This window comes from Pseudomonas sp. FW306-02-D09B (genome assembly GCF_058782685.1).
Genome location: NZ_JBYSXY010000022.1, coordinates 21,162 through 46,283 on the forward strand (window position 1 = coordinate 21,162; position 25,122 = coordinate 46,283).

The following is a 25,122-nucleotide window of genomic DNA, read 5'->3' on the forward strand; positions in this document are numbered from 1 at the left end:
GTCTTAACCTCGCGGCTCTACGTGACTGCCAACACTGGCCGCCAGGATCGCCAGCACCAACTGCTGGAAATCCAGACCGGCGGCGCGTGCGGCCATCGGGACCAGACTGTGATCGGTCATGCCCGGTGCGGTATTGACTTCCAGGAACCAGAACTGCCCATCGGCGTCCTGCATCACGTCAGCCCTTCCCCAACCGGCGATACCCAGCGCCTCACAGGCTTTTGCCGTGAGGTCCATGAGTTCTTGTTCTTTAGTGCTATCGAGGCCACACGGGATCCGGTACTGGGTATCGGAAGCCAGGTACTTGGCGTCGTAGTCGTAGAAAGTGTGAGGCGTGCCCAGAGCGATCGGTGGCAACACCTGATCACGCAGGGTCGCAATGGTGAACTCCGGACCTTGAATCCATTGCTCGACCAACACTTGCGAATCGTAGGTACTGGCCGCTTTCCAGGCTTCGATCAATTCTGCTGCCGAAGTCACTTTGGCCATACCGATACTTGAACCTTCATGCGCCGGTTTGACGATCAAAGGGAAGCCCAGTTCCGTCGCCGCCAAAATACAGTCGGCTTCGCTGGTCAGTACCGCGTGACGTGGCGTCGGAATGCCGAGGCTGTGCCAGACCTGTTTGGTCCGCAGTTTGTCCATGGCCAGTGCAGAGGCAAGGATGCCGCTGCCGGTGTACGGAATACCCAGGCATTCGAGCAAACCCTGCATGCTGCCGTCTTCACCGCCACGACCGTGGAGAATGATGAAGGCGCGGTCGATTTTTTCGTTCAGCAGGCGTTGCAGGAAATCGTCGCCGACGTCGATGCCGAACGCATCCACGCCAGCGGATTGCAGCGCTTCAAGCACCGCGTTACCGGATTTCAGCGAAACCTCACGCTCGGCGCTTTTGCCACCGAACAGCACGGCCACGCGGCCGAAGTCTTTCGGAGCGATTGTCGAGAACAGGTTGGCGTAGGCAGCAGTCATTTCAACTTTCCTTCGTTAGGAGCGACAACGGCACCCGCGAACAACGGACTATTCAACAGTTTCGGTGCAAGACCACCGATATCACCGGCACCCTGGCACAGCAGGATGTCGCCGGCACGCAGCAGCGGCTTGACCACAGGCGCGAGATCGACACCACGTTCGATGTAGATCGGGTCGAGCTGACCGCGCTGGCGGATGCTGTTGCACAATTTGCGGCTGTCAGCCCCCGGAATCGGCTCTTCGCCGGCCGGGTAGACTTCCATCAGCAGCAGCACGTTGGCGTCGGCCAGTACATTGACGAAATCGTCGTACAGGTCGCGGGTGCGGCTGTAGCGGTGCGGCTGGTAAACCATCACCAGGCGGCGCTCTGGCCAGCCACCGCGCACGGCTTTGATCACCGCTGCAACTTCGGTCGGGTGGTGACCGTAGTCGTCCACCAGCATCACGTTGCCACCTTCGACCGGCAGTTCGCCGTAGACCTGGAAGCGTCGGCCAACACCCTGGAAGCCCGACAGTCCCTGAACGATGGCTTCATCGCTGACGCCCTCGTCGGTCGCAATGCAGATGGTCGCCAGCGAGTTCAGTACGTTGTGATTGCCCGGCATGTTCACCGAGACATCCAATGGTTCGCGATCAGGGCGCAGCACGGTGAAGAAGGTCTGCATGCCTTGCTGGCGAACATTGATCGCGCGTACGTCGGCATCTTCGCTGAAGCCGTAGGTCATGGTCGGACGTTTGACCAGCGGCAGGATTTCACGCACCACCGGGTCGTCCAGGCACATCACCGCCAAACCGTAGAACGGCAGGTTGTGGAGGAATTCGACGAAGGTTTTCTTCAGTTTGTTGAAGTCACCGTCGTAGGTCGCCATGTGGTCGGCGTCGATGTTGGTGACCACGGCCACCAGCGGCTGCAGGTGCAGGAAACTGGCGTCGCTTTCGTCGGCTTCGGCGATCAGGTAACGGCTGGTGCCCAGTTGGGCATTGGTGCCTGCTGCATTCAGGCGGCCACCGATCACGAAGGTCGGGTCCAGGCCACCGGCCGCGAACACCGAAGCGATCAGGCTGGTGGTGGTGGTTTTGCCGTGAGTACCGGCGACGGCGATGCCGTGGCGGTAGCGCATCAGCTCGGCGAGCATTTCGGCACGCGGCACCACGGGGATACGACGTTCAAGGGCCGTCGCGACTTCCGGGTTGGAAGGGTTCACGGCACTCGACACCACCAGTACATCGGCGGTCGCGGCATTTTCGGCGCGGTGGCCGATGAAAATCTGGGCGCCGAACGATTCGAGACGCTCGGTCACCGGCGACGCCTTCAGGTCGGAACCGGACACTTGATAGCCCAGGTTCAGCAACACTTCGGCAATTCCGCACATGCCCACACCGCCGATTCCGACGAAGTGGATGCGACGGATGCGGCGCATTTCCGGTTGCGGCATGGCTTTCTGATTTTCAACCATGAACCACCTCCAGGCAGATATCGACCACGTTGCGGGTTGCATCAGGTTTGGCCAGGCGACGAGCGGCGCCAGCCATGTCGTTGAGTCGTTGCGGTTGCATCAAGACCTCTGTCAGGCGTGCAGCGAGATCCGCTGCGCCAGTCGTTCTTTGCGGCATCAGGAAGGCAGCGCCTTCACGGGCCAAATATTCGGCATTGCGGGTCTGGTGATCGTCGATCGCGTGGGGCAAAGGCACCAGCATCGAGGGCAGACCGGCAGCAGCCAGCTCACTGACAGTCAGCGCGCCCGCGCGACAGACCACCAGGTCGGCCCAGCCATAGGCTTGGGCCATGTCTTTGATGAAAGGCTGCACTTGCGCCTCGACACCGGCCGTGCGATAGCGCTCGGCAGTCACTTCATCGTGGTTTTTACCGGCCTGATGAAACACTTCCGGACGCAGTTCAACAGGCACCTGCGACAGGGCTTCAGGCAGTAACTTGTTCAACGGTTCTGCCCCCAGGCTTCCGCCCAGGATCAGCAAACGCGCTTTGCGTCCGGCCAGGGCTGGACGCGCTGTATCGAGGAACAACTCGGTGCGCACCGGGTTACCGGTAGTGCGCCGGCTGCCACTGGCAGCAAAGGTGTCCGGGAAAGCTTCGCAGACTCGCGCGGCCAACGGCACCAGCAACCGATTGGCGGTACCAGCGACGGCGTTCTGTTCATGAACGATGACGGGGACACCGGCCAATCTGGCCGCTACGCCGCCAGGGCCGGTGACATATCCGCCAAAGCCCAGGACGCAGACCGGCTTCAGCTGACGAATGACCGCGCGTGCCTGCCAGATCGCCTTGAGCAATACAAAAGGAGCCTTGAGCAGCGACAGCTTGCCCTTGCCGCGAAGGCCGCTGACGTTGATCAAATGCAGCGGCAGGCCGGCATTCGGGACCAGTTCGTTTTCGATCCCGCGTGGCGTCCCGAGCCAGTGCACGGTGTAACCGCGCGCCTGAAACTCGCGAGCACAGGCCAGCGCCGGGAACACGTGGCCACCGGTGCCGCCCGCCATGATCAGCACGTTAGCGCCCATGGGTCGGCTCCTCGGCGAAGTCACTCTCGCTGAATTCCATCTCTTCGCTGCCCAAGTGGGTTCGACTCTCCCATTCGATGCGCAACAACAAGCCAAGACAGGCGCAGCAGATCACCAACGAACTGCCACCGTAACTGAGGAATGGCAGGGTCAGACCCTTGGTCGGCAGCAGGCCGACGTTCACCCCGATGTTGATCAGGAACTGACCAATCCACAGGAACGACAAGCCGTAGGCGACATAGGCGGCAAAGAACTGCTTGGCCTTTTCTGCCCACAAACCGATGTACATGCCGCGTATGCACACGAAGACGAACAGCGCGACGGTGGCCAGGGAGCCGACCACGCCCAGCTCTTCGGCGAGGACCGAGAACACGAAGTCAGTGTGCGCTTCCGGCAGGTAGAACTGTTTCTGCACGCTGTTGCCCAGGCCAACGCCCAGCCACTCACCGCGACCGAAGGCGATCAGCGCCTGGGTCAGCTGGTAGCCGGAACCGAACTGGTCGGCCCAAGGATCGGTGAAGGTGGTCAGACGCGCCATTCGATAAGGCTGCATCTTGATCAGCAGCACCACCGCCACCACCGCCAGTATCACCATCAAGGTGAAGCGGAACAGCCCGACGCCGCCCAAAAACAGCATCGCCGCCGCGGCCCCCATCATCACGACGGTGGCACCGAAGTCCGGCTCCATCAGCAGCAGGCCGGCCATTGGCAGCAGCACGATGAACGGCTTGAAGAAGCCCATCCAGCTTTCACGCACTTCTTTCTGCCGGCGCACCAGATAACCGGCGAGGTAGATCACCACAAAGACCTTGGCAATCTCGGAAGGCTGGACGTTGAAGAAACTGAAACCGATCCAGCGCATCGAACCGTTCACCTCACGGCCGATCCCCGGGACGATCACCATCACCAGCAAACCGAATGCACCGATCAGCATCAGCCAGCCCAGGCGTTGCCAGGTAGCGATCGGAATCATCATGGTGACGATGCAGGCACCGAAGCCGAGCACGATGTAGACAAGGTGGCGAATCATGTAATACAGGGCGCTGCCCGACTGTACCGCCGCCACTTCGGTCGAGGCAGAGGCGATCATGACCAGCCCCAGGCCGATCAACGCCAGGCAACCGGCGAGCATCGGGAAGTCGAGGTCGATACCGCGCCCGGTGATGATCGGCGACGGGTACGGCTTGATGATATTTCTCAAGCTCATGCCAAGTCCTCCACGGCCCGGGCAAACAGATGCCCACGCTCTTCGTAGTTCTTGAACATGTCGAAACTGGCGCACGCCGGCGACAGCAGCACCGCATCGCCTGGCTGGGCGATGGCGCGGCATTGCTCGACCGCTTCGATCAGCGAGTTGACGCGAATCAGTGGCACGGCATCGCCGATGGCCTGGCCAATCAACTCGGCGTCACGCCCCATCAACACCACGGCGCGGCAGTTGGCCGCGACCGGATCACGCAGGTCCTTGAACTCGGCACCTTTGCCATCGCCACCGGCGATCAGCACCAGTTTGCCTTGTATATCTGCGCCCAGGCCTTCGATAGCGGCCAAAGCGGCGCCAACGTTGGTGGCTTTGGAATCGTTGTAGTAGCTCACGCCATTCAGGTCGCGGACCCACTGGCAGCGATGCTCAAGCCCGGCGAAAGTCCGCAGGCTCGAGAGCATGGCATCGAACGGCAGGCCCACGGCGTGCCCCAGGGCCAAGGCCGCGAGGGCGTTGGACTGGTTATGCGCGCCACGAATTTTCAACTCGCGCACCGGCATCAGGTTCTGGAATTCAAAGGCCAGATACTTCTCGCCATTTTCCTCGCGCAGACCAAAGGCCTTGAAATCCGGCTTGTTCAGCCCGAAGGTCCAGCACGGCAGGCCCTCGCCCATCAACGGACGGCTCAGCGCATCCTGACGATTGACCACCACTTGCTTCGCGCCACGGAAGATCCGGTGCTTGGCCAGGTGATAGGCCGGCAGACCGCTGTAACGGTCCATATGGTCTTCGCTGATGTTCAGCACGGTGGCCACTTCGGCGCCCAGCTGATCGGTGGTCTCCAGCTGAAAGCTCGAGAGTTCCATCACGTACAGCTCGACGTCGTCGCTCAGCAGATCGAGTGCCGGAGTACCGAGGTTACCGCCTACCGCCACGCGCTTACCGGCCGCTGCCGCCATTTCGCCGACCAGCGTGGTCACGGTGCTTTTTGCGTTGGAACCGGTAATGGCAACAATCGGCGCCTTCGCATTACGTGCGAACAATTCGATATCACCCGACAGCTTCACGCCACGGGCAGCCGCCGCCTGCAGGGCCGGAGTCGCCAAGGCCAGGCCCGGGCTCACGTAGAGCTCGTCGGCACGGCAGAGGAATTCGACATCCAGCTCGCCACAACGCACTTCCACCTGCGGGTAGTCACGACGCAGCGTGGCCAGCTCCGGTGGATTTTCCCGCGTATCGGCGACAGCGAACGACACGCCCCGGTTCGCCAGGAAGCGAACCAGGGACATGCCGCTCTTGCCGAGGCCGACAACGATGCGGAAGTGGTCAGAAGCGATCAGAGACACTTGTTCTACCTCAGCTTCAGGGTGGCAAGGCCGACCAGTACGAGAATCACGGTGATGATCCAGAAACGGACGATCACGCGTGGCTCGGGCCAGCCCTTGAGTTCAAAGTGGTGGTGAATCGGTGCCATGCGGAACACGCGGCGACCGGTCAGCTTGAAAGAGGCAACCTGAATGACCACCGACAGGGTTTCCATCACGAACACGCCGCCCATGATGAACAGGACGATTTCCTGGCGGACAATCACTGCGATGGTGCCCAACGCTGCGCCCAGCGCCAGTGCGCCGACGTCGCCCATGAAGACTTGAGCCGGGTAGGTGTTGAACCAGAGGAAACCCAGGCCGGCGCCGATCAGCGCGCCGCAGAACACGATCAGCTCACCTGCGCCCGGTACATAAGGGATCAGCAGGTATTCGGCGAATTTCACGTTACCCGACAGGTAGCAGAAGATCCCCAGCGCGCCGCCGACCATCACCGTTGGCATGATCGCCAGGCCATCGAGGCCGTCAGTCAGGTTGACCGCGTTGCTGGAGCCAACGATCACGAAGTAGGTCAGGACCACGAAGCCAATGCCGAGCGCGATGCTGGCGTCTTTGAACATCGGCACGATCAAGGTCGTTTCAACCGCGCTGGGTGCAGTCATATAAAGGAAGATCGCCGCGCCCAGGCCGAACACCGACTGCCAGAAGTATTTCCAGCGGCTCGGCAAGCCACGAGAGTTCTTCTCGATGACTTTGCGGTAATCGTCGACCCAGCCCACGGCACCAAACAGCAGCGTGACCAGCAACACGACCCACACATAGCGGTTGTGCAGGTCGGCCCAAAGCAAGGTGCTGACGCCAATGGCGGTCAGAATCAGTGCGCCGCCCATGGTCGGAGTGCCCGACTTGGACAAGTGCGATTGCGGGCCGTCATTACGGACAGACTGGCCGATCTGGCGGTTCTGCAACGTGCGGATCATCCATGGACCCAGGCACAGCGACAACGACAATGCGGTCAGCACACCGAGAATCCCGCGCAGGGTCAGGTACTGAAAGACCGCGAAGCCTTTGTAGAACTGTTGCAGATACTCCGCTAACAACAGCAGCATTAATGGTTCTCCCCGCTCGAACCGCACAAAGCCGCAACGACGTTTTCCATCGCAGCGCTTCGCGAGCCCTTGATCAAAATAGTGGTGTTTGTATCGTGTTCGGCGCCCAGCGCCGCGATCAGATCAGCCTGATTGGCAAAGTGACGAGCCTGTTCACCGAAGGCTGCGACGGCATGCGCCATCATCGGGCCAACGGCATAAAGCGCGGAAACCTTGCCGCTGGCGTACGCGCCAACGTCACGGTGCCCCTGCTCCGCCCACTCGCCCAACTCGCCAATATCTCCGAGCACCAGAATGGTGCGGCCGGAAAAGCCGGCGAGTATATCAACGGCGGCGCACATTGAGGTGGGGTTCGCGTTGTAAGAGTCATCAATTACGCGCATGCCATTGGTCGCCAGTTGCGCCACGGCACGGCCCTTGACCGGTTGCACCGCATTCAACCCCGTGGCGATACCGAACAGCGACACGCCCAGGGCATGCGCGGCAGCCGCGGCGGCCAAGGCATTGGCAACGTTGTGGGTGCCAAGCAGGTTCAGTTGAACCTGTTCGACGCCTTGCGGACTGTGCAGCGTGAAGGACGGGCAACCGCGGGCGTCTCGAGCCAGATCAGTAGCATGGAAATCGGCACGGCTGTCGTTCAGGGCAAAGCTCAGCACCTGACGACCCGCGGCACGCTTCTTCCAGATATCAAACGCCTTGTCGTCGAGGTTCAGAACGGCGACGCCATCGGCGTCCAGCCCTTCGAGAATCTCGCCCTTGGCTTCAACGATTTTTTCCGGGCCGCCGAATTCGCCGACGTGGGCGGTCCCGGCGTTGTTGATCACGGCTACATGCGGCTTGGTCATGCCGACGGTGTAGGCAATCTCGCCGATCCGCGAAGCACCCAGTTCGATAACGGCTGCGGTGTGTTCCGCAGTCAGTTCGAGCAAGGTCAGCGGAACGCCAAGGTCATTGTTCAGGTTGCCACGGGTCGCCAGTACCGGACCGCGCGTGCGCAGGATGCTCGCGAGCATTTCCTTGACCGTGGTTTTGCCGCTGGAGCCAGTAATCGCCGCGACCGGGTTCGAATATGCTGCACGGTTCAGCGCGCCGAGTTCGCCAAGGGCCTGACGAGTATCCTTAACCAGCAACTGAGGCAACGTGGAGTTCGTCACTTCACGCTCGACCAGGGCCGCGACCGCGCCTTTGGCAGCCACGTCGTTCAAGTAGTCATGACCGTCGAAACGCGGCCCGGCCAGGGCGACAAACAACTGGCCCGGCTTGATCGCCCGGCTGTCGATGCTGACGCCATCGAAGCTGCTGTCGGCAGTCAGCAGGCGGCCGGCCAATGGGCCAGCCACTTCGCTCAATTTCAAGGCTTTAAGCATGGGCCACCTCCCACGCGGTCAAGGCACGGTCGGCCTCCACCAGATCGGAGAAGTCATGGCGCACGCCGTTGATTTCCTGGTAGTCCTCGTGACCTTTACCGGCCAGCACAATCACGTCATCGGCGCTGGCGCTGGCGATCAACTGGGCAATCGCCTGGCCACGGCCGGCGACGAATCGAACGTTATCTACCGCCGTGAAACCGGCGCGGATGTCATCGAAAATCTGTGCAGGGTCTTCGCTGCGCGGGTTGTCATCGGTGACCAGTACACCGTCAGCCAGACGCTCGACCACTTCGGCCATCAGCGGACGCTTGCCGCGGTCGCGATCACCTCCGCAACCGAACAGGCAGAGCAATTTGCCCTTGGCGTGTGGACGCAGGGCCATCAGGACTTTTTCCAGCGCATCCGGGGTATGGGCGTAGTCGACCACCACCAGCGGCTGAGTACCACCGCCCAGACGCTGCATGCGACCCGCCGGACCTTCGAGTTGTGGCAGTACGTGGAGGATTTCATCCAGCGCGTAATCCAGACCGAGCAAGGCACCGACAGCGGCCAGTACGTTGCTCAGGTTGAAACGGCCGAGCAAGGCACTGCGCAAATGGTGTTCGCCCTGCGGCGTTACCAGCGTGGCGCGCACGCCTTCATCGTCGAACTGCGCTTCACGGCAATAGAGGTAGGCGCTGGCGTCTTCGAGACTGTAAGTGATCAGTCGCGACTCACCCTTTTCAGCCGCGAGTTGCCGACCGAACGCGTCGTCCAGGTTGATCACCCGGCACTTCAGATCGTTCCAGGCAAACAGCTTGGCCTTGGCCTCGCCATAGGCTTGCATGGTCCCGTGATAATCCAGGTGATCGCGCGACAGGTTGGTCATCACCGCCACATCGAACGCCAATGCCGTCACGCGCCCTTGATCCAGGCCGTGGGAGGACACTTCCATGGCCACGGCTTTGGCGCCGGCCTTTTTCAGGTCGGCCAGGGTTGCCTGTACTGCAATCGGGTTCGGCGTGGTGTGCAGGCCGCTTTCCAGTGCGCCGTAGAAACCGGTGCCCAGAGTGCCAACAATGCCGCAGTGCTGCCCCAACAGGTCCAGCGCTTGCGCGACCAGTTGGGTCACGCTGGTCTTGCCGTTGGTGCCGGTCACGCCAACCAGGTTCAGGTTACGGCTCGGGTCGCCATAAAAACGCCCGGCAATATCCGACAATTGCGCGGCCAGGCCCTTGACCGGAATCAGCGGCACATCGGTAATCGGCAGAACAGTCGCACCTTCGACTTCGTAGGCGACTGCGGCGGCACCACGTTGCAAAGCATCGGCAATGTGCGCACGACCGTCGAATTTAGCGCCTGGGACGGCCAGGAACAGGTCGCCCGCTCGGACATTACGGCTGTCCAGGGTTAGTTCGCGAATCAATAGATCACGGTCAGCGTGGGCGAAAATCTTGTTCAGGCTAAGCGACATCAGCCACGCCCTCCATTGGCTTTAACAGGGGTAACCGGGGCCGCGTTGGCTTGCTGGGTGGGCGGCAGGTTGTCCGGCGTGATATTCATCAGACGCAGGGTCCCGGACATCACTTTGCTGAACACCGGCGCCGAAACCAGACCACCGAAGTAACCGGCCTTGCTCGGTTCATCGATGACCACGACGATCGCGTAGCGCGGGTCGCTCATGGGACCAAAACCTGCGAACAGCGAGCGGTAGGAGTTCTCGGCGTAGCCTTTGGTGCCCACCGATGTCTTACGTGCAGTACCGGACTTGCCAGCGACGTGATAGGCCGGCACTTGCGCACGGAATACACCGCGCGGCGCTTCGATCACCTGCTGCAACATGCCCTGCATGGTTTTCGCCACGGCTTCCGGAATCACTTGGGTGGTTTGCGCGGCCTTGTCGGTCTTGATCAGGGTCAGCGGTGCGATACGACCGTTGTTGGCCAGCGCCGAGAAGGCGTGGACCAGCTGAATGGCGGTCACCGAAATGCCGTAGCCGTACGACAGCGTGGCAGTCTCGGCCTTGCGCCATTCGCGGTAGTTCGGCAGGTTGCCGACGCGCTCGCCCGGGAACCCCAGGCCGGTGTCCTGGCCGAGGCCGACTTTCTGCGCAAGACGGAAAATCGTTTCGCCGCCGATATCGAAGGCGACCTTACTCATGCCGACGTTACTGGAGTTGATCAGAATGCCGGTCAGGTCAAGCACCGGGCCTTCAGTCTTGGATACGTCCTTGATGGTGTATTTACCAATCTGCAAGCTGCCCGGGTACACCTCGACGGTGTCGCTCGGTTTCCAGCGCCCGGATTCGATCGCGGCGCTCATGGAGATCGCTTTCATGGTCGAACCCGGTTCGAACACGTCGATCATCGCGCGGTTACGCATCATCGCCGGTTGCAGGTTGCGACGGTTGTTCGGGTTGTAGGTCGGCTGGTTGACCATAGCGAGAATCTCGCCGGTCTTGACGTCCATGATCACCAGGCTGCCAGCCTTGGCGCCGTTCTCGATGATCGCGTTGCGTAGCTCGCGGTTCGCCAGGTATTGCAGACGCAGGTCAATCGACAACGCCAAGGGCTTGCCGGCCTTGGCGTTTTTGGTCACTTGAACGTCTTTGATCAGCCTGCCGCGCCGATCCTTGATGACCTGGCGCTTGCCAGCGACACCGGCCAGCCATTCGTCGTACGCCAACTCCACGCCTTCACGCCCGTGGTCATCGATGTCGGTAAAGCCGACCATGTGCGCGGTGACTTCGCCAGCCGGGTAGAAACGCCGGAACTCTTCGATGCCGTAAACGCCCGGCACTTTCAGATCGAGCGCAACCTGGCCCTGCTCGGGGGTCAACCCGCGCACCAGATAGATGAATTCTTTATTCGCCTGAGCTTCGAGTCGCTCGGCCAGGACTTTAGGGTCTTGCCCCAGCACCATCGCCAGTGCCGGCCACTTCTCCTTGGCCAGCTGCATTTCCTTGGGGTTGGCCCACAGGGTGGTGACCGGGGTACTCACGGCCAACGGTTCGCCGTTACGGTCGGTGATCAAACCACGGTGAGCCGGGATCGGGATGTGTCGAACACTGCGCGCATCGCCCTGACCAATCAGGAAGTCACGGTCGATCACCTGCAGGTCGACAATGCGCCACGCAATGGCGACCACCATGACGCCCAGCAAGCCGAGCACCACACGAAACCGCCACGGAAAGAGCGCCCCTTCGAGTTTCATCATGGCGCCACCATCCGTACATCAGCGGCGCCGGGAATGCGCATCTTCAGTTGTTCGGTGGCCAATACTTCGATACGGCTGTGGGCGGTCCAGGTGCTCTGCTCGAGAATCAACCGGCCCCACTCTGCCTGCGCCTTGTCGCGCACACTCAACTCGTTGTACAGCGAGTTCAGCAACTGGCGGTTCCAGTGAGCGCTATAGGAAACTCCGATCGCGGAGACCAATACGGCAATAAATAGCAGCAGCATGAAAAAGCTTCCGCCTGGAAGTGGCTTGGCGAAGAGCTTGCTCACCGAAGTTTCTCCGCGACACGCATGACGGCGCTACGGGAACGAGGATTGGCTTTGAGTTCGGCTTCGCCAGCGAACTGCGGTTTGCCATGAATCTTGATTTTCGGCACAAAGGCTTCGAAACGTACCGGCAGGTTGCGCGGCAGGTTGTCGGTTTCGCCCTTGACCAGTTTGCGCATGAACTGTTTGACGATGCGGTCTTCCAGCGAGTGGAAGCTGATCACCACCAGGCGACCACCGACTTCGAGAGCGTCAAGCGCGGCTTCGAGGCCGGTCTCAAGATCGCCCAACTCGTTGTTGACGTGAATTCGCAGGCCCTGGAACGCGCGGGTAGCCGGGTTCTTGCCCTTTTCCCAGGCAGGGTTGGCGACTTTCAGGACTTCAGCCAGATCGCCAGTGCGCTCGAAGGGCTTGATATCGCGGCGCTCGGCCACGGCACGGGCCATACGACCGGAGAAGCGCTCTTCGCCGTATTCCTTGAACACGCGGGCAATTTCTTCGACGGGTGCGGTGTTGACGAACTCTGCCGCACTGATCCCGCGAGACGGGTCCATGCGCATGTCCAGCGGGCCGTCATTGAGGAAGCTGAAGCCACGTTCCGGGTCGTCAAGCTGTGGCGAAGACACGCCCAGGTCGAGCAGAACGCCGCTGACCTTGCCGGCCAGACCGCGTTCGGCAACTTCCGAACCGAGCTCGGCAAAGCTGCGCTGCACAACGACAAAGCGGCCGTCTTCGGCCGCTAGCGTTTGCCCGGTGGCAATCGCCTGAGGATCTTTGTCGAACCCCAGCAACCGACCATCGGGTCCAAGCTGGCTGAGAATCAGGCGGCTATGCCCGCCGCGCCCGAACGTGCCATCCAGATAGCAGCCATCAGGGCGTACGGCGAGAGCCTCAACGGCTTCGTCAAGCAGTACGGTGATGTGGTTAAAGCCGCTATCAATAGTCACAGGATCAAATCACGCAGTTCATCAGGCATAGCGCCCGGTTGTTGAATAGCAGCCAGGTCAGCAGCAGAAACCGCATCCCAGGCATCCTCGTCCCACAATTGGAACTTGTTCAGTTGGCCTACCAGCATCGCGCGTTTATCCAATTTGGCGTATTCGCGCAGACGCGGTGGAACCAGAAAACGACCACTGCCATCGAGCTCGAGGTCGACGGCATTACCAATCAGCAAACGTTGCAAACGACGGTTCTCTTCGCGAAGCGAAGGCAGTGCGCGCAGTTTGGTTTCAATCAGCTCCCACTCATCGAGGGGGTAAACACACAAACAAGGATCAACGGCATCAATTGTGACAATTAACTGCCCGGAACTTCGCGAAACGAGCTCGTCACGATACCGGCTCGGCATGGCGAGACGGCCTTTTGCATCGAGACTGATAGCGTTAGCTCCGCGAAACACGTCAGCGTTTCTCCAAATTTTAGCGTTTTACGCTTAAAAAACCCACTTCATGCCACTTTCCGCCACTTGCGCACACTATAGGAATGCGCCCACCACACCGTCAAGGCACGGATTGAAGGAAAACCCTTACAGATCGGAGATTTAGCGCTGTAAAAGAAGGGGTTACGAGTATTTGGCGGATGATTTTGCTCAATAACTTGAAGCAGCACTGAAGGCTACGTTCAGAAGTTAAAGTGATTTGTTAAGAGTAAGATTTTTTCGGTATTACAAAAGCGCTTCTGCTATTGATTCAAGCAGGGAGGGTAATCGCCACTACATCAATGCCTCTGCTTGGGGTTCAGCAGATGGCCAACCAGTATTACCACGCCCTTCCGCCAAAGATTCAAGCCGAAGGAACAAAAAGGTGGAGAGTCGATCTATAAGCCGGGTTCTGTCTTGAACAGTCATTCGTCTACGATGGCCATCACTGGACATCTTTAGCAACCTACCCGGTCCCAGCGCGGGCCACGCCTTGGGACCCTATTTGGTCTTGCTCCAAGTGGGGTTTACCTAGCCACGAACTGTTGCCAGTCGTGCGGTGCGCTCTTACCGCACCTTTTCACCCTTACCGGCACCGAAGTGCTTAGGCGGTTATTTTCTGTGGCACTTTCCGTAGGCTCACGCCTCCCAGGCATTACCTGGCACTTCGCCCTATGGAGCCCGGACTTTCCTCCCCCCCCTAATTTTCATAGAGGGCAGCGACTGTCCAATCGACTCTCCGCCGCAAAGGTTAACGGCAGAGCGCCCGAAGAACAAGCGATAAAAGCCTTTTGCCGCTCTACAACCCGCGTTTTTACTCGCCTTTCTGTTTATCCAGGGCCACCTGGTAGAGAACGTTCTTGCGCTCACCGGTAATTTGCGCCGCCAACGCCGCAGCACGCTTGAGTGGCATTTCCTCGAGCAGCAGATTGAGAATACGCATCGCCTCGCTGCTCACCGCCTCCTCACTCTCAGGCGCCGACCAACCGGACACCAACACCACGCACTCGCCGCGCTGCTGATTGCTATCGTTCTCGACAAATGCACGCAACTCGGCCAACGGCAGCCCCTTGAGGGTTTCGAAGGTTTTGGTCAGCTCGCGAGCGAGCAGCGCCGGACGCTCAGGACCGAATACCAGCTCCATGTCCTGCAAGCATTCGAGAATCCGGTGTGGCGCTTCGTAAAAGATCAGCGTACGCGGCTCTTCCTTTATGGACTCCAGGCGCGCACGTCGCCCCACCGCCTTGGCCGGCAAAAAGCCTTCGAAGATGAACCGGTCGGATGGCAACCCCGCCGCAGACAACGCCGCAATCAGCGCGCAGGCACCGGGAACCGGCACTACATTGATACCTGCCGCCCGCGCCTGACGCACCAGGTGATAACCCGGATCAGAGATCAGCGGCGTTCCCGCATCGGAGATCAGCGCGACATTGTCACCAGCCAGCAAACGCGTGATGAAGCGACTGCCTTCATCGCGCTCATTGTGCTCATGACACGCCGCCAGCGGCGTGGCGATCCCGAAATGTTGCAGCAACCGCAAGGAGTGACGAGTGTCTTCAGCCGCGATCAACGCCACGTCACGCAAGATTTTCAGCGCCCGCGCACTGATGTCATCCAGGTTGCCGATGGGCGTCGCCACCACATAAAGCGAGCCAGCAACGGAATTCAAAGCACCTGGAGCAGTCAAAGCGCACACCTCATGATCGGTAAAACCGGCATTGTAGCGCGTAGAAGTGCCTTGAATACGCGCAGCGATCATCTTGCTCCACGCCCTTTTGTTGATCGTCGTAACATTTACACGACCTAAATTGAAGGTTTCACGCCAGTAACATCGCGCCCCGGCCAGCGCTTGGGTACAATTCCACGCTAATTTGATCGAGTATCAGGAACATTACATGATCGCTTGCCTGCGGCTGTTCTCTGCCCTCTGCCTTGCTGCTCTGTTGGCGGCTTGCGCCAGCTCGCCCTCCTCCAGCCTTGGCGAACTTCCACGGACTGCGGATGCCAGTATCGAGCAATTGCTCGAACAGGCCGCCACCAGCAAAACGCCGGAGAAGGCCGCCCTGTTGCGCCTGAGCGCGGCAGACCTGGCCTACCGCCAGGGTAATGCCGGCCAGTCGGCACAAATCCTTCAGCAGGTCCCGATGGACCAGTTGAAACCCGGCCAACAGGTGTACGCCAGCACCCTGGCCGCCGAACTGGCGATGACTCGCAACCAGCCCAAGGCAGCACTGACCGCCTTGAGCCATCCGAGCCAGCAACACCTGAGCGAGATGCCGGTCGAGCAGCAAGTACGCACCGGCACCGTCCATGCACGCGCCCTTGAAGCCGACGGCCAGACCCTGGCCGCCGCCCGCGAACGCATCTTTATCGCCCCACTGCTCAAGGATGATGCGGCCAGCAAAAACCACGAGGCCATCTGGGCACTCATTGCGTCCTTGCCGAGCGATCAACTGCAACCCATCACCACCGACGACCTCGGCGGCTGGATGAGCCTGGCCGTGGCGGTGAAAAACGCCGCTACGCTGGAACAGCAGCAGGCCGCCATCGACAACTGGCGCGCCCAGCACCCTAAACACCCTGCTGCACTTGTGCTGCCACTGCCTTTGACCAAACTCAAGGAACTGGCCAGCCAACCGATCAGCAAGATCGGCCTGCTGCTGCCGCAAGACGGTCCGCTGGCGTCGGTTGCCAAGGCACTGCGCGAAGGGTTCATGGCGGCTCACTACCAGGCTCAACAAGCCGGACAGAAGCCGCCTGCCATCGAGTTCTATGACAGCTCGCACCTGACCTCGCTGGACGACTTCTATCGCAAGGCACAAGCCGACGGTGTGCAACTGGTCATCGGCCCACTGGAAAAACCGCTGGTCAAACAACTCAGCGCTCGCCCGCAACTGCCGATCACCACGCTGGCGCTGAACTACAGCGAAGGCGAGCAAGGTCCAGCCCAACTGTTCCAGTTCGGCCTGGCTGCCGAAGACGAAGCCCGCGAAGTTTCCCGCCGGGCACGCGCCGACGGCCTGCACCGCGCCGCTGCCCTGGTGCCGAAAGGCGAATGGGGCGATCGCGTGCTTAAAGCCTTCCGCCAGGACTGGGAAGCCAACGGCGGCACCGTCGTGGGCATTGAACGCGTTGATCAGCCAGTGGCCCTGGCCCAGCAAATCGCCGACCTGTTCCAACTGCGTCAGAGCGAAGGTCGCGCCAAGAGCCTGCAAAGCACCGTAGGCTCGCAGGTCGCTGCACAGCCTTCGCGCCGCCAGGACATCGAGTTCATTTTCCTCGCCTCGACACCACAGCAAGCCCAGCAGATCAAGCCAACGCTGAACTTCCAATACGCAGGTGACGTACCGGTTTACGCCACGTCCCACGTATTCAGCGCCAGCGGCGACCAGAACCAGTACAACGACATGAACGGCGTTCGCTTCTGCGAAACCCCATGGCTGCTGGACGCCAACGACCCGCTGCGCAGACAAGTGACCGCTCAATGGCCACAAGCTGCGGGCAGCCTGGGCCGCCTCTACGCAATGGGTGTCGACGCCTATCGCCTGGCGCCGCGCCTGGGCCAACTCAAGGCACTGCCAGACAGCACCATCGAAGGTCAGTCGGGCACCCTGAGCATGACCTCGTCGCAACGCGTTCAGCGTCAACTGCCATGGGCACAGTTCATCAATGGCCAGGTTCAACGCCTGCCTGATACGCCGCGCTGATGCCCGACAGGTCACGCCAACAAAGTGGTCGAGATGCTGAAAGCCAGGCGCTCAAGCATCTCCAGCAACAAGGTCTGCGCCTCCTGGCGCAGAACTGGTTGTGTAAACGCGGCGAGCTTGATCTGGTCATGCTTGACGGCGATACAGTAGTATTCGTCGAAGTCCGCTACAGACAAAACACCCAATGGGGTGGCGCGCTCGGCAGTATCGATGCGCGCAAGCGTCAGAAATTGATACTCGCCGCGCAGTATTTTCTGCAGCGCGAGTCGCGCTGGGCCAACTCCCCCTGCCGTTTCGACGTAGTTGCCATAGACGGCAGCGCGGCTCATTTGAACTGGCTAAGGAACGCCTTTGACAGCTGACTGCTCAAAGGCAAGGCCGATCTTCACTCAACACTTTTGCTCTTTGCTTTGCGGGCCGCACATTGCTGTGCCACCAAGCCGCGCTACTTAAGGTCACACAGATGGACATGCAATCGCGAATTCGCCAGCTTTTTCAGGCCAGTATCGATACCAAGCAACAGGCGATGGACGTACTTGCACCGCACATCGAGCAAGCCAGCCAGGTGATGGTCAACGCCCTGCTCAACGAAGGCAAAATGCTCTCGTGCGGCAACGGCGGTTCAGCCGGTGACGCACAACACTTCTCCTCCGAACTGCTCAACCGCTTCGAGCGTGAACGCCCGAGCCTGCCAGCCATTGCGCTGACGACCGACAGTTCGACGATCACCTCGATCGCCAACGACTACAGTTACAACGAAATCTTCTCCAAACAGATCCGCGCGCTCGGCCAACCCGGCGACGTGCTGCTGGCGATTTCCACCAGCGGCAACTCGGCAAACATTATTCAAGCGATCCAGGCAGCACATGATCGCGAAATGATTGTCGTAGCATTGACCGGACGCGATGGCGGCGGCATGGCATCGCTGTTATTGCCCGAAGACGTCGAAATACGCGTGCCGGCCAATGTCACTGCACGTATTCAGGAAGTCCACCTGCTGGCGATCCACTGTCTTTGCGACTTGATCGACAGCCAACTGTTCGGGAGTGAAGAATGACCCTTAATCGCCTTGGCCTTCTGGCCTTGACTCTAAGCCTGGGCATCAGCGGTTGCAGCTCGGTACTCACCGCGACCCGCGAAACCCCCATTGAAGACGATCGCGGCACTCGCACCTTCGGCAGCAAGATCGACGATTCCCTGATCGAAACCAAGGTCGACGTGAACGTGGCCAAGGCCAGCCCGGGCCTGGCCCAGGGCTCGCGCATCATCGTCACCAGCTTCAACGGTGTGGTGCTGCTCGCCGGGCAAACACCAAGCCCCGACCTCAAGGAACTGGCCGGTCAAGCCGCCGCTGCGGTTCAGCGGGTAAAAACCGTGCACAACGAACTGCAAATAATGCAGCCTTCGTCGATACTGGCCCGCAATAACGATGCCTGGCTGACCACCAAGATCAAAACCCAGATGCTCGCCGACGCCAGCATCCCGGGCTCGCGCATCAAGGTCGTGACCGAGAACGGTATCGTCTACTTGCTGGGGCTGCTGACCAAACAGGAAGCCGAACAGGCCACCAACCTGGTGCAGGGCGTTTCTGGCGTACAGAAGATTGTGAAGCTGTTCGAGTACATCGACTGATACGCAGGAGCACGGCTTGCCGGCAATGGCGTCCTTGAGGCCGCCATCGCGAGCAAGCTTTGCTCCTACAGACCTACAGAAGAGCAGGCACAAAAAAGGCGACCGTTGCAGGTCGCCTTTTTTATTACTTCACTACCTTCAGGCTTGGCCTGCCGCTTGGACGCGGCGGCTCGCTGTCGGGTGGTGGAAGATCATCATCCGGCTCGATCTCTTCCTCGTCTTCCATAGGCGATTCCAGATCGAACACCATGCCCTGACCGTTCTCCCGGGCGTAAATGCCGAGGATCGCAGCGATAGGCACGTACAGCGTATGCGGCACGCCACCGAAGCGCCCTTCAAAGCTGACCGCATCATTATCCATGTGCAGATGGCGCACCGCCGCAGGCGATACGTTCAGGACAATTTGTCCGTCGCTGGCAAAGCCTTGCGGCACCTGCACCGACGGATACTCGGAATTGACCAGCAGGTGCGGGGTGCAATCGTTGTCCACAATCCACTCATAGAGCGCGCGGACCAAATAAGGTCGACTGGAGTTCATAGCGGCTCCTTAAGCCTCAGCGCATATCGCGTTCGACACCAGACAGACTCGCCTGGAAAGCCTCACGCGCAAACTGGCGCTCCATGTAATCAAGCAGCGGCTTGGCAGGCCGCGGCAGTTCAATACCCAGAATCGGTAAGCGCCAGAGTATTGGCAGTAGGCAACAATCCACCAGACTTTGTTCCTCACTCAAGAAAAACGGCTTGTCGGCGAACAGCGGCGAAACGCCAGTCAGGCTCTCACGCAATTCCTTGCGAGCCTGCACACGTGCCGGCTCCTTGGTCCGCGAATCCAGAATCAGATCCACCAGAACACACCAGTCACGTTGAATACGGTGAATCAGCAGACGACTGTTGGCACGCGCCACCGGATAAACCGGCAGCAACGGTGGATGCGGGTAACGCTCATCCAGATATTCCATCACCACGGTCGACTCCCACAACGCCAGGTCACGATCGACCAGGGTGGGCAAGCTGCCGTAAGGGTTCACTTCGATCAGTTTTGGCGGATGACGACCCGCCTCCACACTGATGATCTCGGCGCTGACACCCTTCTCTGCCAGTACGATACGCACTCGGTGGGAATAGTGGTCGGCGGGGTCGGAGTAACAGGCCAACCGATTGGTCACGCCCATGGCGGTCCTCCTCGCTTGTAGAAATTATCGGGAGCGGAAAAACGCGCGCGCCCAGAGGGCGCCTCCCGTAACGCCTGGATGACCAGACTCGTTACACGTTCAGAGACGCCCTTGGGCGCGCGCGATTAACAGCAATTACTTAAAGCTTTATCAATGCACGTCTTTCCAGTATTCACGCTTGAGCAGGTAAGCGAATACGAAGAAGAACGCCAGGTACAGCAACACATAGGTACCGATGCGCTGATGCTGCAGCTTCACCGGGTTGGCCGAATAGGCCAGGAAGGTCACCAGATTCTTGACCTTCTCGTCGAACTGCTGTTCGTTCAGAGCACCGGTTTTTGGCACGATGGTCAGCTGATCGCACGCTTCATGAGTCAGCGGCGTGCCGGTCAGAGGATCATACTGCTTCTTGCCGCCTTCGACGATTTGAACTTGTTTGCAGCCTACCACCTGACGACCCTGCAGGCCGACCAGAACGTTAGGCATACCGACGTTCGGGAACACCTTGTTGTTCACACCCCAAGGACGAGTCGGGTCTTCATAGAACGACCGCAGGTAGCCGTAGAGCCAGTCAGTACCACGAACGCGAGCCACCAGCGTCAGGTCGGGCGGCGCAGCGCCGAACCAGGACTTGGCGTCTGCCGGCTGCATGCCGATGCTCATGTGGTCACCGATCTTGGCGCCCGTGAACACCAGGTTCTTCAGCATCAGATCGTGAGGAATCCCCAGATCGTCGGCAACGCGCTCATAGCGCTGGAACTTGGCACTGTGGCAACCCATGCAGTAGTTGGCGAACGTACGCGCGCCATCTTGCATTGCCGCTTTATCGGAGACGTCGATATCGACTTTTTCGAGCTCTGGACCGCCGTGCTCGGCCGCGAAGGACAAGACAGGCAACGCAGCAAGAATCAGTACAGCAAATAGCTTTTTCATCAGCCAGTCACCCTTTCCGGAACCGGTTTGGTCTTCTCGAGCCTGGTGTAGAACGGCATCAGAATGAAGTAGGCGAAGTACAGGAAGGTACAGACCTGCGACAGCAACGTACGTTCCGGGGTCGGCGCCATGACGCCCAGCCAGCCAAGAATCACGAAGGAGATGCAGAACACCCAGAGCCAGATCCTGCTCAGCCAGCCCTTGTAGCGCATGGACTTGACCGGGCTACGGTCGAGCCAGGGCAGGACGAACAGCAAGGCAATCGAAGCACCCATGGCCACAACACCCAGGAGCTTGTCCGGAACCGCACGCAGAATCGCGTAGAACGGGGTGAAGTACCAGACCGGGGCAATGTGTTCCGGAGTCTTGAAGGCGTTCGCCACTTCGAAGTTCGGCTTCTCGAGGAAGTAACCGCCCATTTCCGGGAAGAAGAACACGATCGCGCAGAAGATGAACAGGAACACCACCACGCCGACGATATCTTTCACGGTGTAGTACGGGTGGAAGGCAATGCCGTCCAGCGGTACGCCGTTCTCGTCCTTGTGTTTCTTGATGTCCACGCCGTCCGGGTTGTTCGAGCCGACTTCGTGCAGCGCCAGAACGTGCAGCACCACCAGACCGAGAATCACGATCGGCAAGGCCACGACGTGCAGGGCGAAGAAGCGGTTCAGGGTAATGCCCGAAATCAGGTAGTCACCACGGATCCACTGGGTCAGGTCGTTACCGATGACCGGGATCGCACCGAACAGCGAGATGATCACCTGGGCGCCCCAGTAGGACATCTGGCCCCACGGCAGCAGGTAGCCCATGAAGGCTTCAGCCATCAGCGCCAGGTAGATCAGCATGCCGAAGACCCACACCAGCTCACGCGGCTTCTGGTACGAACCGTAGAGCAGGCCACGGAACATATGCAGGTAAACCACGATGAAGAACGCCGAAGCACCGGTGGAGTGCAGCAGACGCAGGATCGAGCCGTACTCGACGTCGCGCATGATGTATTCGACGGAGGCGAATGCCTCTTCCGCCGACGGGGTGTAGCTCATGGTCAGCCAGACACCGGTTACGATCTGGTTAACCAGAACCAACAGCGCCAGGGAGCCAAAGAAATAGAAGAAGTTGAAGTTCTTCGGGGCGTAGTACTTGCTGAGATGGTCTTCCCACATTTTAGTGGCAGGAAAGCGCGCATCAACCCAATCCATGAACTTGCTCATCACGCTTTCTCCGTATCGACGCCGATGACAATGATGTCGTTCGACTCATAGGAATGCGGGGGAACTGGCAGATTCAAAGGCGCGGGTTGCGACTTGAAGACGCGGCCAGCCAGATCGTAGTGGGAACCGTGGCAAGGGCAGAAATAACCACCTACCCATTTCGGGCCGAGATCGGCGGGCGCTACTTCTGGGCGGAAGGTCGGAGAGCAACCCAAGTGCGTGCAAATACCGATCAGCAGCAGAACTTCCGGCTTGATCGAGCGCGTCTTGGGGTCCACGTAAGTTGGCTGTACCGAATTCTTGGAGTCTGGATCAGAGAGGTCACCCTCGATCTTTGCAAGATTCCCCAAAATCTCCTGCGTACGGCGGACGATGAATACCGGCTGACCGCGCCATTCAGCAATCATCTGCTGACCTGGTTCGATTTTGCTGACATTCACTTTCACCGGTGCACCTGCGGCTTTCGCCTTGGCACTGGGAAACCATGACCCCACGAACGGGACCGCAGCCCCCACCGCTCCTGCAGCACCCACCACGGATGTGGCTGCTACCAAGAAGCGACGCCGGCCTGCATTCACGCCGTCATTGCTCATTCAGTCCTCTCCCATCAGCTTTGTGGCCTGTTAAATCAGGCATCTACTAAGTAAAAATCTGAACTTATAAAAATTTTGCAGAATGGTAATGAAAAGCCCCAGTTCTGACAAGGTAATTACCATCCAGGGTCAGCGCCAAGCCTTGTAGTATAGGGGCTCTACGGATGTGGCAAGTTGTCACATCATAAATCTTTAAGCAAAAAAAACGCCCAGCTCCGCGAGGAGACTGGGCGCTTTGAACGCGAAAGCGAATTAACGCTTCGAGTACTGCGGACGCTTACGCGCTTTACGCAGACCAACTTTCTTACGTTCAACTTCACGTGCGTCACGAGTAACGAAGCCGGCTTTGCGCAGAGCACCGCGCAGAGTTTCGTCGTACTGCATCAGAGCGCGAGTGATGCCGTGGCGGATTGCGCCAGCTTGACCACTTACACCACCACCGATCACGGTGACGTAGATGTCGAACTTCTCGACAGTCTCAGTCAATTCCAGCGGCTGACGAACTACCATGCGGGCAGTTTCGCGACCGAAGAAATTATCCAGGGAGCGGTTGTTGATGGAGATGTTACCAGTGCCCGGACGCAGGAAAACGCGTGCGGTTGCGGTCTTGCGACGGCCAGTGCCGTAATTTTGAGTCGCCGACATAATGAACTATTCCGTTAAAACTTCAGTTCTTGGGGCTGCTGAGCAGTATGAGGGTGAGCAGCGCCCGCATAGACTTTCAGCTTACGATACATGTCGCGACCCAGCGGGTTCTTAGGCAGCATGCCTTTGACCGCGGTCTCGATCACGCGCTCAGGGGCTTTAGCGATCAGCTTTTCGAAGTTGATCGACTTGATGCCGCCCGGGAAACCGGAGTGGGAGTAGTAGATTTTGTCGGTGGTTTTAGCACCGGTCACACGAATCTGCTCGGCATTGATAACGACGATGTAGTCGCCGGTGTCAACGTGAGGAGTGTACTCAGGCTTGTGCTTGCCACGCAGACGGCTCGCGATCTCGGTGGCCAGACGACCCAGGGTCTGACCAGCAGCGTCGACGACAAACCAGTCGCGCTTTACTGTTTCCGGTTTAGCAGTAAAAGTTTTCATTCTTTATAGCCTCAGGGGCCGCCCTGTAAATTTAGACGGCGGATCTTACTGAATAGTGCGTACTTTGACAAGTCAAAGGCAGCCGGGTACAGACGCTATCGGGGGCTCGGGTCGGCGCGTCCGTTCAACGGCAAGATTCTTCGGCAGGCGGCGCATCACTTCCACTGCAGAAAGAGGTGCGCAATTATGCAGATTGCGAAAAAAAATTCAACCTGCTTTTATGATTGTTTTCCGCCAAGGACTACCCGATGGACTATCGACAGCTGGGCCGTACCGATCTGAACGTGAGTGCAATCTGCCTCGGGACCATGACCTGGGGCGAGCAAAACAGCGAGGCAGAGGCTTTCGCACAGATTGAACGAGCCAAGAGCGCCGGGATCAATTTCATCGACACCGCCGAGATGTACCCGGTGCCGCCCAAAGCCGAAACCTACGCCACCACCGAACGCTACATCGGCAATTACTTCAAGAGTCGTGGCGATCGCGCCGACTGGATTCTGGCGAGCAAGATCGCCGGCCCCGGCAACACCATCGACTACATTCGCGGCGGCCACCTCAAACACAACCGCGAACACATCGTCCAGGCCCTGGACGCCAGCCTCAAGCGCTTGCAGACCGACTATATCGACCTCTACCAACTGCACTGGCCGGAGCGCAGCACCAATTTCTTCGGCCAGCTGGGCTACACGCACAAGAGCGAAGTCAACCTGACCCCGCTGGAAGACACCCTCGAAGCACTCGACGAACAGGTCAAGGCCGGCAAGATCCGCCACATTGGCCTGTCCAACGAAACGCCGTGGGGCACCATGAAGTTCCTCGCGCTGGCCGAAGCCCGCGGCTGGTCGCGTGCGGTGTCGATCCAGAACCCCTACAACCTGCTCAACCGCAGCTTTGAAATCGGCCTGTCGGAAATCGCCATCCGCGAACAATGCGGGCTGCTCGCCTATTCGCCGCTGGCGTTTGGTTTTCTGTCCGGCAAGTACGAAGGCGGGGCGCGTCCGGCAAAAGCTCGCCTGAGCCTTTACAGCCGCTTCAGCCGCTACTTCAACCCGCAGTCGGAAGTCGCGTGCAGCCGTTACGTGGCACTGGCCCGTGAACACGGCCTGGACCCGGCACAAATGGCCCTGGCATTCGTGACCCGACAATCGTTCGTCACCAGCAACATCATTGGCGCGACCACGCTGGAACAACTGGACAGCAACATTGCCAGTTTCGACCTGAAACTATCGGATGAAGTGCTGGCGGGGATCGAGGCGATTCACAAGGATCACCCGAACCCGGCCCCTTGATTGATCTTTAGATCCATTCGCGAGCAAGCCCGCTCCCACAGGTACAGCGTGATCCATGTGGGAGCGGGCTTGCTCGCGAAAGCGGTCTTCCATTCACC

25 protein-coding genes and 1 other RNA gene are annotated in these 25,122 nt (G+C 59.5%); 5 read left to right on the forward strand and 21 right to left on the reverse strand.

Annotation, left to right across the window (positions count from 1 at the left end):
• Positions 1–3: 3 nt before the first annotated feature.
• The 14 genes from AC3WK5_RS26190 to rsmI all read right to left on the reverse strand — a co-directional run bounded on the left by AC3WK5_RS26190 (position 4) and on the right by rsmI (position 15,086).
• The gene (locus tag AC3WK5_RS26190; protein ID WP_103319136.1) at positions 4–972 is read right to left on the reverse strand and encodes a D-alanine--D-alanine ligase; all 969 of its coding nucleotides are present in this window, start codon (positions 970–972) and stop codon (positions 4–6) included.
• On the reverse strand, positions 969–2,429 hold the full coding sequence (gene murC, locus AC3WK5_RS26195; protein WP_054595716.1) for a UDP-N-acetylmuramate--L-alanine ligase: 1,461 nt from the start codon (positions 2,427–2,429) through the stop codon (positions 969–971). The genes AC3WK5_RS26190 and murC overlap by 4 nt, the downstream gene beginning before the upstream one ends.
• Positions 2,422–3,492, reverse strand: a complete 1,071-nt coding sequence (gene murG, locus AC3WK5_RS26200; protein WP_103319133.1) for an undecaprenyldiphospho-muramoylpentapeptide beta-N-acetylglucosaminyltransferase — start codon at positions 3,490–3,492, stop codon at positions 2,422–2,424. Before murG ends, murC begins: the two co-directional genes overlap by 8 nt.
• Positions 3,482–4,699 carry a putative lipid II flippase FtsW gene (gene ftsW, locus AC3WK5_RS26205; RefSeq protein WP_054595714.1) on the reverse strand — a complete coding sequence of 406 codons (1,218 nt, stop codon included), beginning with the start codon at positions 4,697–4,699 and terminating at the stop codon, positions 3,482–3,484. The genes murG and ftsW overlap by 11 nt, the downstream gene beginning before the upstream one ends.
• The gene (gene murD, locus AC3WK5_RS26210) at positions 4,696–6,042 is read right to left on the reverse strand and encodes a UDP-N-acetylmuramoyl-L-alanine--D-glutamate ligase (protein WP_054595713.1); all 1,347 of its coding nucleotides are present in this window, start codon (positions 6,040–6,042) and stop codon (positions 4,696–4,698) included. Before murD ends, ftsW begins: the two co-directional genes overlap by 4 nt.
• Before the next feature lie 5 nt (positions 6,043–6,047).
• Positions 6,048–7,130, reverse strand: a complete 1,083-nt coding sequence (gene mraY / locus AC3WK5_RS26215; protein WP_054595712.1) for a phospho-N-acetylmuramoyl-pentapeptide-transferase — start codon at positions 7,128–7,130, stop codon at positions 6,048–6,050.
• Positions 7,130–8,497 (reverse strand): UDP-N-acetylmuramoyl-tripeptide--D-alanyl-D-alanine ligase, encoded by a 1,368-nt coding sequence (locus AC3WK5_RS26220; protein WP_103319130.1) that lies wholly within the window; start codon positions 8,495–8,497, stop codon positions 7,130–7,132. Before AC3WK5_RS26220 ends, mraY begins: the two co-directional genes overlap by 1 nt.
• Positions 8,490–9,953, reverse strand: a complete 1,464-nt coding sequence (locus tag AC3WK5_RS26225) for a UDP-N-acetylmuramoyl-L-alanyl-D-glutamate--2,6-diaminopimelate ligase (protein WP_054595710.1) — start codon at positions 9,951–9,953, stop codon at positions 8,490–8,492. The genes AC3WK5_RS26220 and AC3WK5_RS26225 overlap by 8 nt, the downstream gene beginning before the upstream one ends.
• A complete protein-coding gene (locus AC3WK5_RS26230) occupies positions 9,953–11,692 on the reverse strand; it encodes a peptidoglycan D,D-transpeptidase FtsI family protein (RefSeq protein ID WP_173859986.1) in 1,740 nt (579 codons plus the stop codon). Before AC3WK5_RS26230 ends, AC3WK5_RS26225 begins: the two co-directional genes overlap by 1 nt.
• Complete coding sequence (ftsL, locus tag AC3WK5_RS26235) at positions 11,692–11,985, reverse strand: cell division protein FtsL (RefSeq protein ID WP_103319127.1); 294 nt, start codon at positions 11,983–11,985, stop codon at positions 11,692–11,694. Before ftsL ends, AC3WK5_RS26230 begins: the two co-directional genes overlap by 1 nt.
• The gene (gene rsmH / locus AC3WK5_RS26240) at positions 11,982–12,929 is read right to left on the reverse strand and encodes a 16S rRNA (cytosine(1402)-N(4))-methyltransferase RsmH (protein WP_371919146.1); all 948 of its coding nucleotides are present in this window, start codon (positions 12,927–12,929) and stop codon (positions 11,982–11,984) included. The genes ftsL and rsmH overlap by 4 nt, the downstream gene beginning before the upstream one ends.
• Complete coding sequence (gene mraZ, locus AC3WK5_RS26245) at positions 12,926–13,381, reverse strand: division/cell wall cluster transcriptional repressor MraZ (RefSeq protein WP_019693566.1); 456 nt, start codon at positions 13,379–13,381, stop codon at positions 12,926–12,928. The genes rsmH and mraZ overlap by 4 nt, the downstream gene beginning before the upstream one ends.
• A 403-nt stretch (positions 13,382–13,784) precedes the next feature.
• Positions 13,785–14,138, reverse strand: an RNA gene (gene rnpB / locus AC3WK5_RS26250) — RNase P RNA component class A.
• A gap of 75 nt (positions 14,139–14,213) precedes the next feature.
• Complete coding sequence (gene rsmI, locus AC3WK5_RS26255; RefSeq protein WP_054598243.1) at positions 14,214–15,086, reverse strand: 16S rRNA (cytidine(1402)-2'-O)-methyltransferase; 873 nt, start codon at positions 15,084–15,086, stop codon at positions 14,214–14,216.
• A 208-nt stretch (positions 15,087–15,294) separates the two neighbouring features.
• Between rsmI and AC3WK5_RS26260 the strand changes: the two genes are divergently transcribed.
• The 4 genes from AC3WK5_RS26260 to AC3WK5_RS26275 all read left to right on the forward strand — a co-directional run bounded on the left by AC3WK5_RS26260 (position 15,295) and on the right by AC3WK5_RS26275 (position 18,738).
• Positions 15,295–17,106, forward strand: coding sequence for a penicillin-binding protein activator (locus AC3WK5_RS26260; protein ID WP_103319125.1), 1,812 nt, complete (start codon positions 15,295–15,297; stop codon positions 17,104–17,106).
• Positions 17,106–17,468 (forward strand): YraN family protein, encoded by a 363-nt coding sequence (locus AC3WK5_RS26265; protein WP_019693569.1) that lies wholly within the window; start codon positions 17,106–17,108, stop codon positions 17,466–17,468. The genes AC3WK5_RS26260 and AC3WK5_RS26265 overlap by 1 nt, the downstream gene beginning before the upstream one ends.
• Positions 17,469–17,569: 101 nt before the next feature.
• Positions 17,570–18,163 (forward strand): phosphoheptose isomerase, encoded by a 594-nt coding sequence (locus AC3WK5_RS26270; protein WP_007904374.1) that lies wholly within the window; start codon positions 17,570–17,572, stop codon positions 18,161–18,163.
• Positions 18,160–18,738 carry a BON domain-containing protein gene (locus AC3WK5_RS26275; RefSeq protein ID WP_103319122.1) on the forward strand — a complete coding sequence of 193 codons (579 nt, stop codon included), beginning with the start codon at positions 18,160–18,162 and terminating at the stop codon, positions 18,736–18,738. The genes AC3WK5_RS26270 and AC3WK5_RS26275 overlap by 4 nt, the downstream gene beginning before the upstream one ends.
• Before the next feature lie 124 nt (positions 18,739–18,862).
• Here the strand turns inward: AC3WK5_RS26275 and AC3WK5_RS26280 are convergent, their stop codons facing one another.
• The 7 genes from AC3WK5_RS26280 to rplM form a co-directional block, all read right to left on the reverse strand.
• Positions 18,863–19,276 carry a ClpXP protease specificity-enhancing factor gene (locus AC3WK5_RS26280; protein ID WP_054595704.1) on the reverse strand — a complete coding sequence of 138 codons (414 nt, stop codon included), beginning with the start codon at positions 19,274–19,276 and terminating at the stop codon, positions 18,863–18,865.
• A gap of 16 nt (positions 19,277–19,292) precedes the next feature.
• Entirely contained in the window at positions 19,293–19,910 is a 618-nt protein-coding gene (locus AC3WK5_RS26285) for a glutathione S-transferase N-terminal domain-containing protein (protein ID WP_103319119.1), read from the reverse strand.
• Between the two features lie 150 nt (positions 19,911–20,060).
• Positions 20,061–20,843 (reverse strand): cytochrome c1, encoded by a 783-nt coding sequence (locus AC3WK5_RS26290; RefSeq protein WP_054595703.1) that lies wholly within the window; start codon positions 20,841–20,843, stop codon positions 20,061–20,063.
• Complete coding sequence (locus AC3WK5_RS26295; protein WP_054595702.1) at positions 20,843–22,054, reverse strand: cytochrome b; 1,212 nt, start codon at positions 22,052–22,054, stop codon at positions 20,843–20,845. The genes AC3WK5_RS26290 and AC3WK5_RS26295 overlap by 1 nt, the downstream gene beginning before the upstream one ends.
• The gene (petA, locus tag AC3WK5_RS26300) at positions 22,054–22,647 is read right to left on the reverse strand and encodes a ubiquinol-cytochrome c reductase iron-sulfur subunit (RefSeq protein ID WP_019693575.1); all 594 of its coding nucleotides are present in this window, start codon (positions 22,645–22,647) and stop codon (positions 22,054–22,056) included. The genes AC3WK5_RS26295 and petA overlap by 1 nt, the downstream gene beginning before the upstream one ends.
• A gap of 252 nt (positions 22,648–22,899) precedes the next feature.
• Entirely contained in the window at positions 22,900–23,292 is a 393-nt protein-coding gene (gene rpsI, locus AC3WK5_RS26305; RefSeq protein ID WP_002555064.1) for a 30S ribosomal protein S9, read from the reverse strand.
• A gap of 14 nt (positions 23,293–23,306) precedes the next feature.
• The gene (rplM, locus tag AC3WK5_RS26310; RefSeq protein ID WP_019693576.1) at positions 23,307–23,735 is read right to left on the reverse strand and encodes a 50S ribosomal protein L13; all 429 of its coding nucleotides are present in this window, start codon (positions 23,733–23,735) and stop codon (positions 23,307–23,309) included.
• Positions 23,736–23,983: 248 nt separating this feature from the next.
• Between rplM and AC3WK5_RS26315 the strand changes: the two genes are divergently transcribed.
• Positions 23,984–25,024, forward strand: a complete 1,041-nt coding sequence (locus AC3WK5_RS26315; protein ID WP_103319117.1) for an NADP(H)-dependent aldo-keto reductase — start codon at positions 23,984–23,986, stop codon at positions 25,022–25,024.
• Positions 25,025–25,122: the final 98 nt, after the last annotated feature.

Excerpts from the sequence above, each read along its gene's own strand:
- AC3WK5_RS26285 (WP_103319119.1), bottom strand. The coding sequence starts at position 19,910 with ATGGGCGTGACCAATCGGTTGGCCTGTTACTCCGACCCCGCCGACCAC.
- mraY (WP_054595712.1), bottom strand. The coding sequence starts at position 7,130 with ATGCTGCTGTTGTTAGCGGAGTATCTGCAACAGTTCTACAAAGGCTTC.
- AC3WK5_RS26220 (WP_103319130.1), bottom strand. The coding sequence starts at position 8,497 with ATGCTTAAAGCCTTGAAATTGAGCGAAGTGGCTGGCCCATTGGCCGGC.
- petA (WP_019693575.1), bottom strand. The coding sequence starts at position 22,647 with ATGAGCAATGACGGCGTGAATGCAGGCCGGCGTCGCTTCTTGGTAGCA.
- AC3WK5_RS26225 (WP_054595710.1), bottom strand. The coding sequence starts at position 9,953 with ATGTCGCTTAGCCTGAACAAGATTTTCGCCCACGCTGACCGTGATCTA.
- AC3WK5_RS26265 (WP_019693569.1), top strand. The coding sequence starts at position 17,106 with ATGCCCGACAGGTCACGCCAACAAAGTGGTCGAGATGCTGAAAGCCAG.
- AC3WK5_RS26270 (WP_007904374.1), top strand. The coding sequence starts at position 17,570 with ATGGACATGCAATCGCGAATTCGCCAGCTTTTTCAGGCCAGTATCGAT.
- rpsI (WP_002555064.1), bottom strand. The coding sequence starts at position 23,292 with ATGTCGGCGACTCAAAATTACGGCACTGGCCGTCGCAAGACCGCAACC.
- murC (WP_054595716.1), bottom strand. The coding sequence starts at position 2,429 with ATGGTTGAAAATCAGAAAGCCATGCCGCAACCGGAAATGCGCCGCATC.
- AC3WK5_RS26315 (WP_103319117.1), top strand. The coding sequence starts at position 23,984 with ATGGACTATCGACAGCTGGGCCGTACCGATCTGAACGTGAGTGCAATC.
- AC3WK5_RS26230 (WP_173859986.1), bottom strand. The coding sequence starts at position 11,692 with ATGAAACTCGAAGGGGCGCTCTTTCCGTGGCGGTTTCGTGTGGTGCTC.
- AC3WK5_RS26280 (WP_054595704.1), bottom strand. The coding sequence starts at position 19,276 with ATGAACTCCAGTCGACCTTATTTGGTCCGCGCGCTCTATGAGTGGATT.
- AC3WK5_RS26290 (WP_054595703.1), bottom strand. The coding sequence starts at position 20,843 with ATGAAAAAGCTATTTGCTGTACTGATTCTTGCTGCGTTGCCTGTCTTG.
- murG (WP_103319133.1), bottom strand. The coding sequence starts at position 3,492 with ATGGGCGCTAACGTGCTGATCATGGCGGGCGGCACCGGTGGCCACGTG.
- AC3WK5_RS26275 (WP_103319122.1), top strand. The coding sequence starts at position 18,160 with ATGACCCTTAATCGCCTTGGCCTTCTGGCCTTGACTCTAAGCCTGGGC.
- AC3WK5_RS26190 (WP_103319136.1), bottom strand. The coding sequence starts at position 972 with ATGACTGCTGCCTACGCCAACCTGTTCTCGACAATCGCTCCGAAAGAC.
- AC3WK5_RS26295 (WP_054595702.1), bottom strand. The coding sequence starts at position 22,054 with ATGAGCAAGTTCATGGATTGGGTTGATGCGCGCTTTCCTGCCACTAAA.
- rplM (WP_019693576.1), bottom strand. The coding sequence starts at position 23,735 with ATGAAAACTTTTACTGCTAAACCGGAAACAGTAAAGCGCGACTGGTTT.
- ftsW (WP_054595714.1), bottom strand. The coding sequence starts at position 4,699 with ATGAGCTTGAGAAATATCATCAAGCCGTACCCGTCGCCGATCATCACC.
- AC3WK5_RS26260 (WP_103319125.1), top strand. The coding sequence starts at position 15,295 with ATGATCGCTTGCCTGCGGCTGTTCTCTGCCCTCTGCCTTGCTGCTCTG.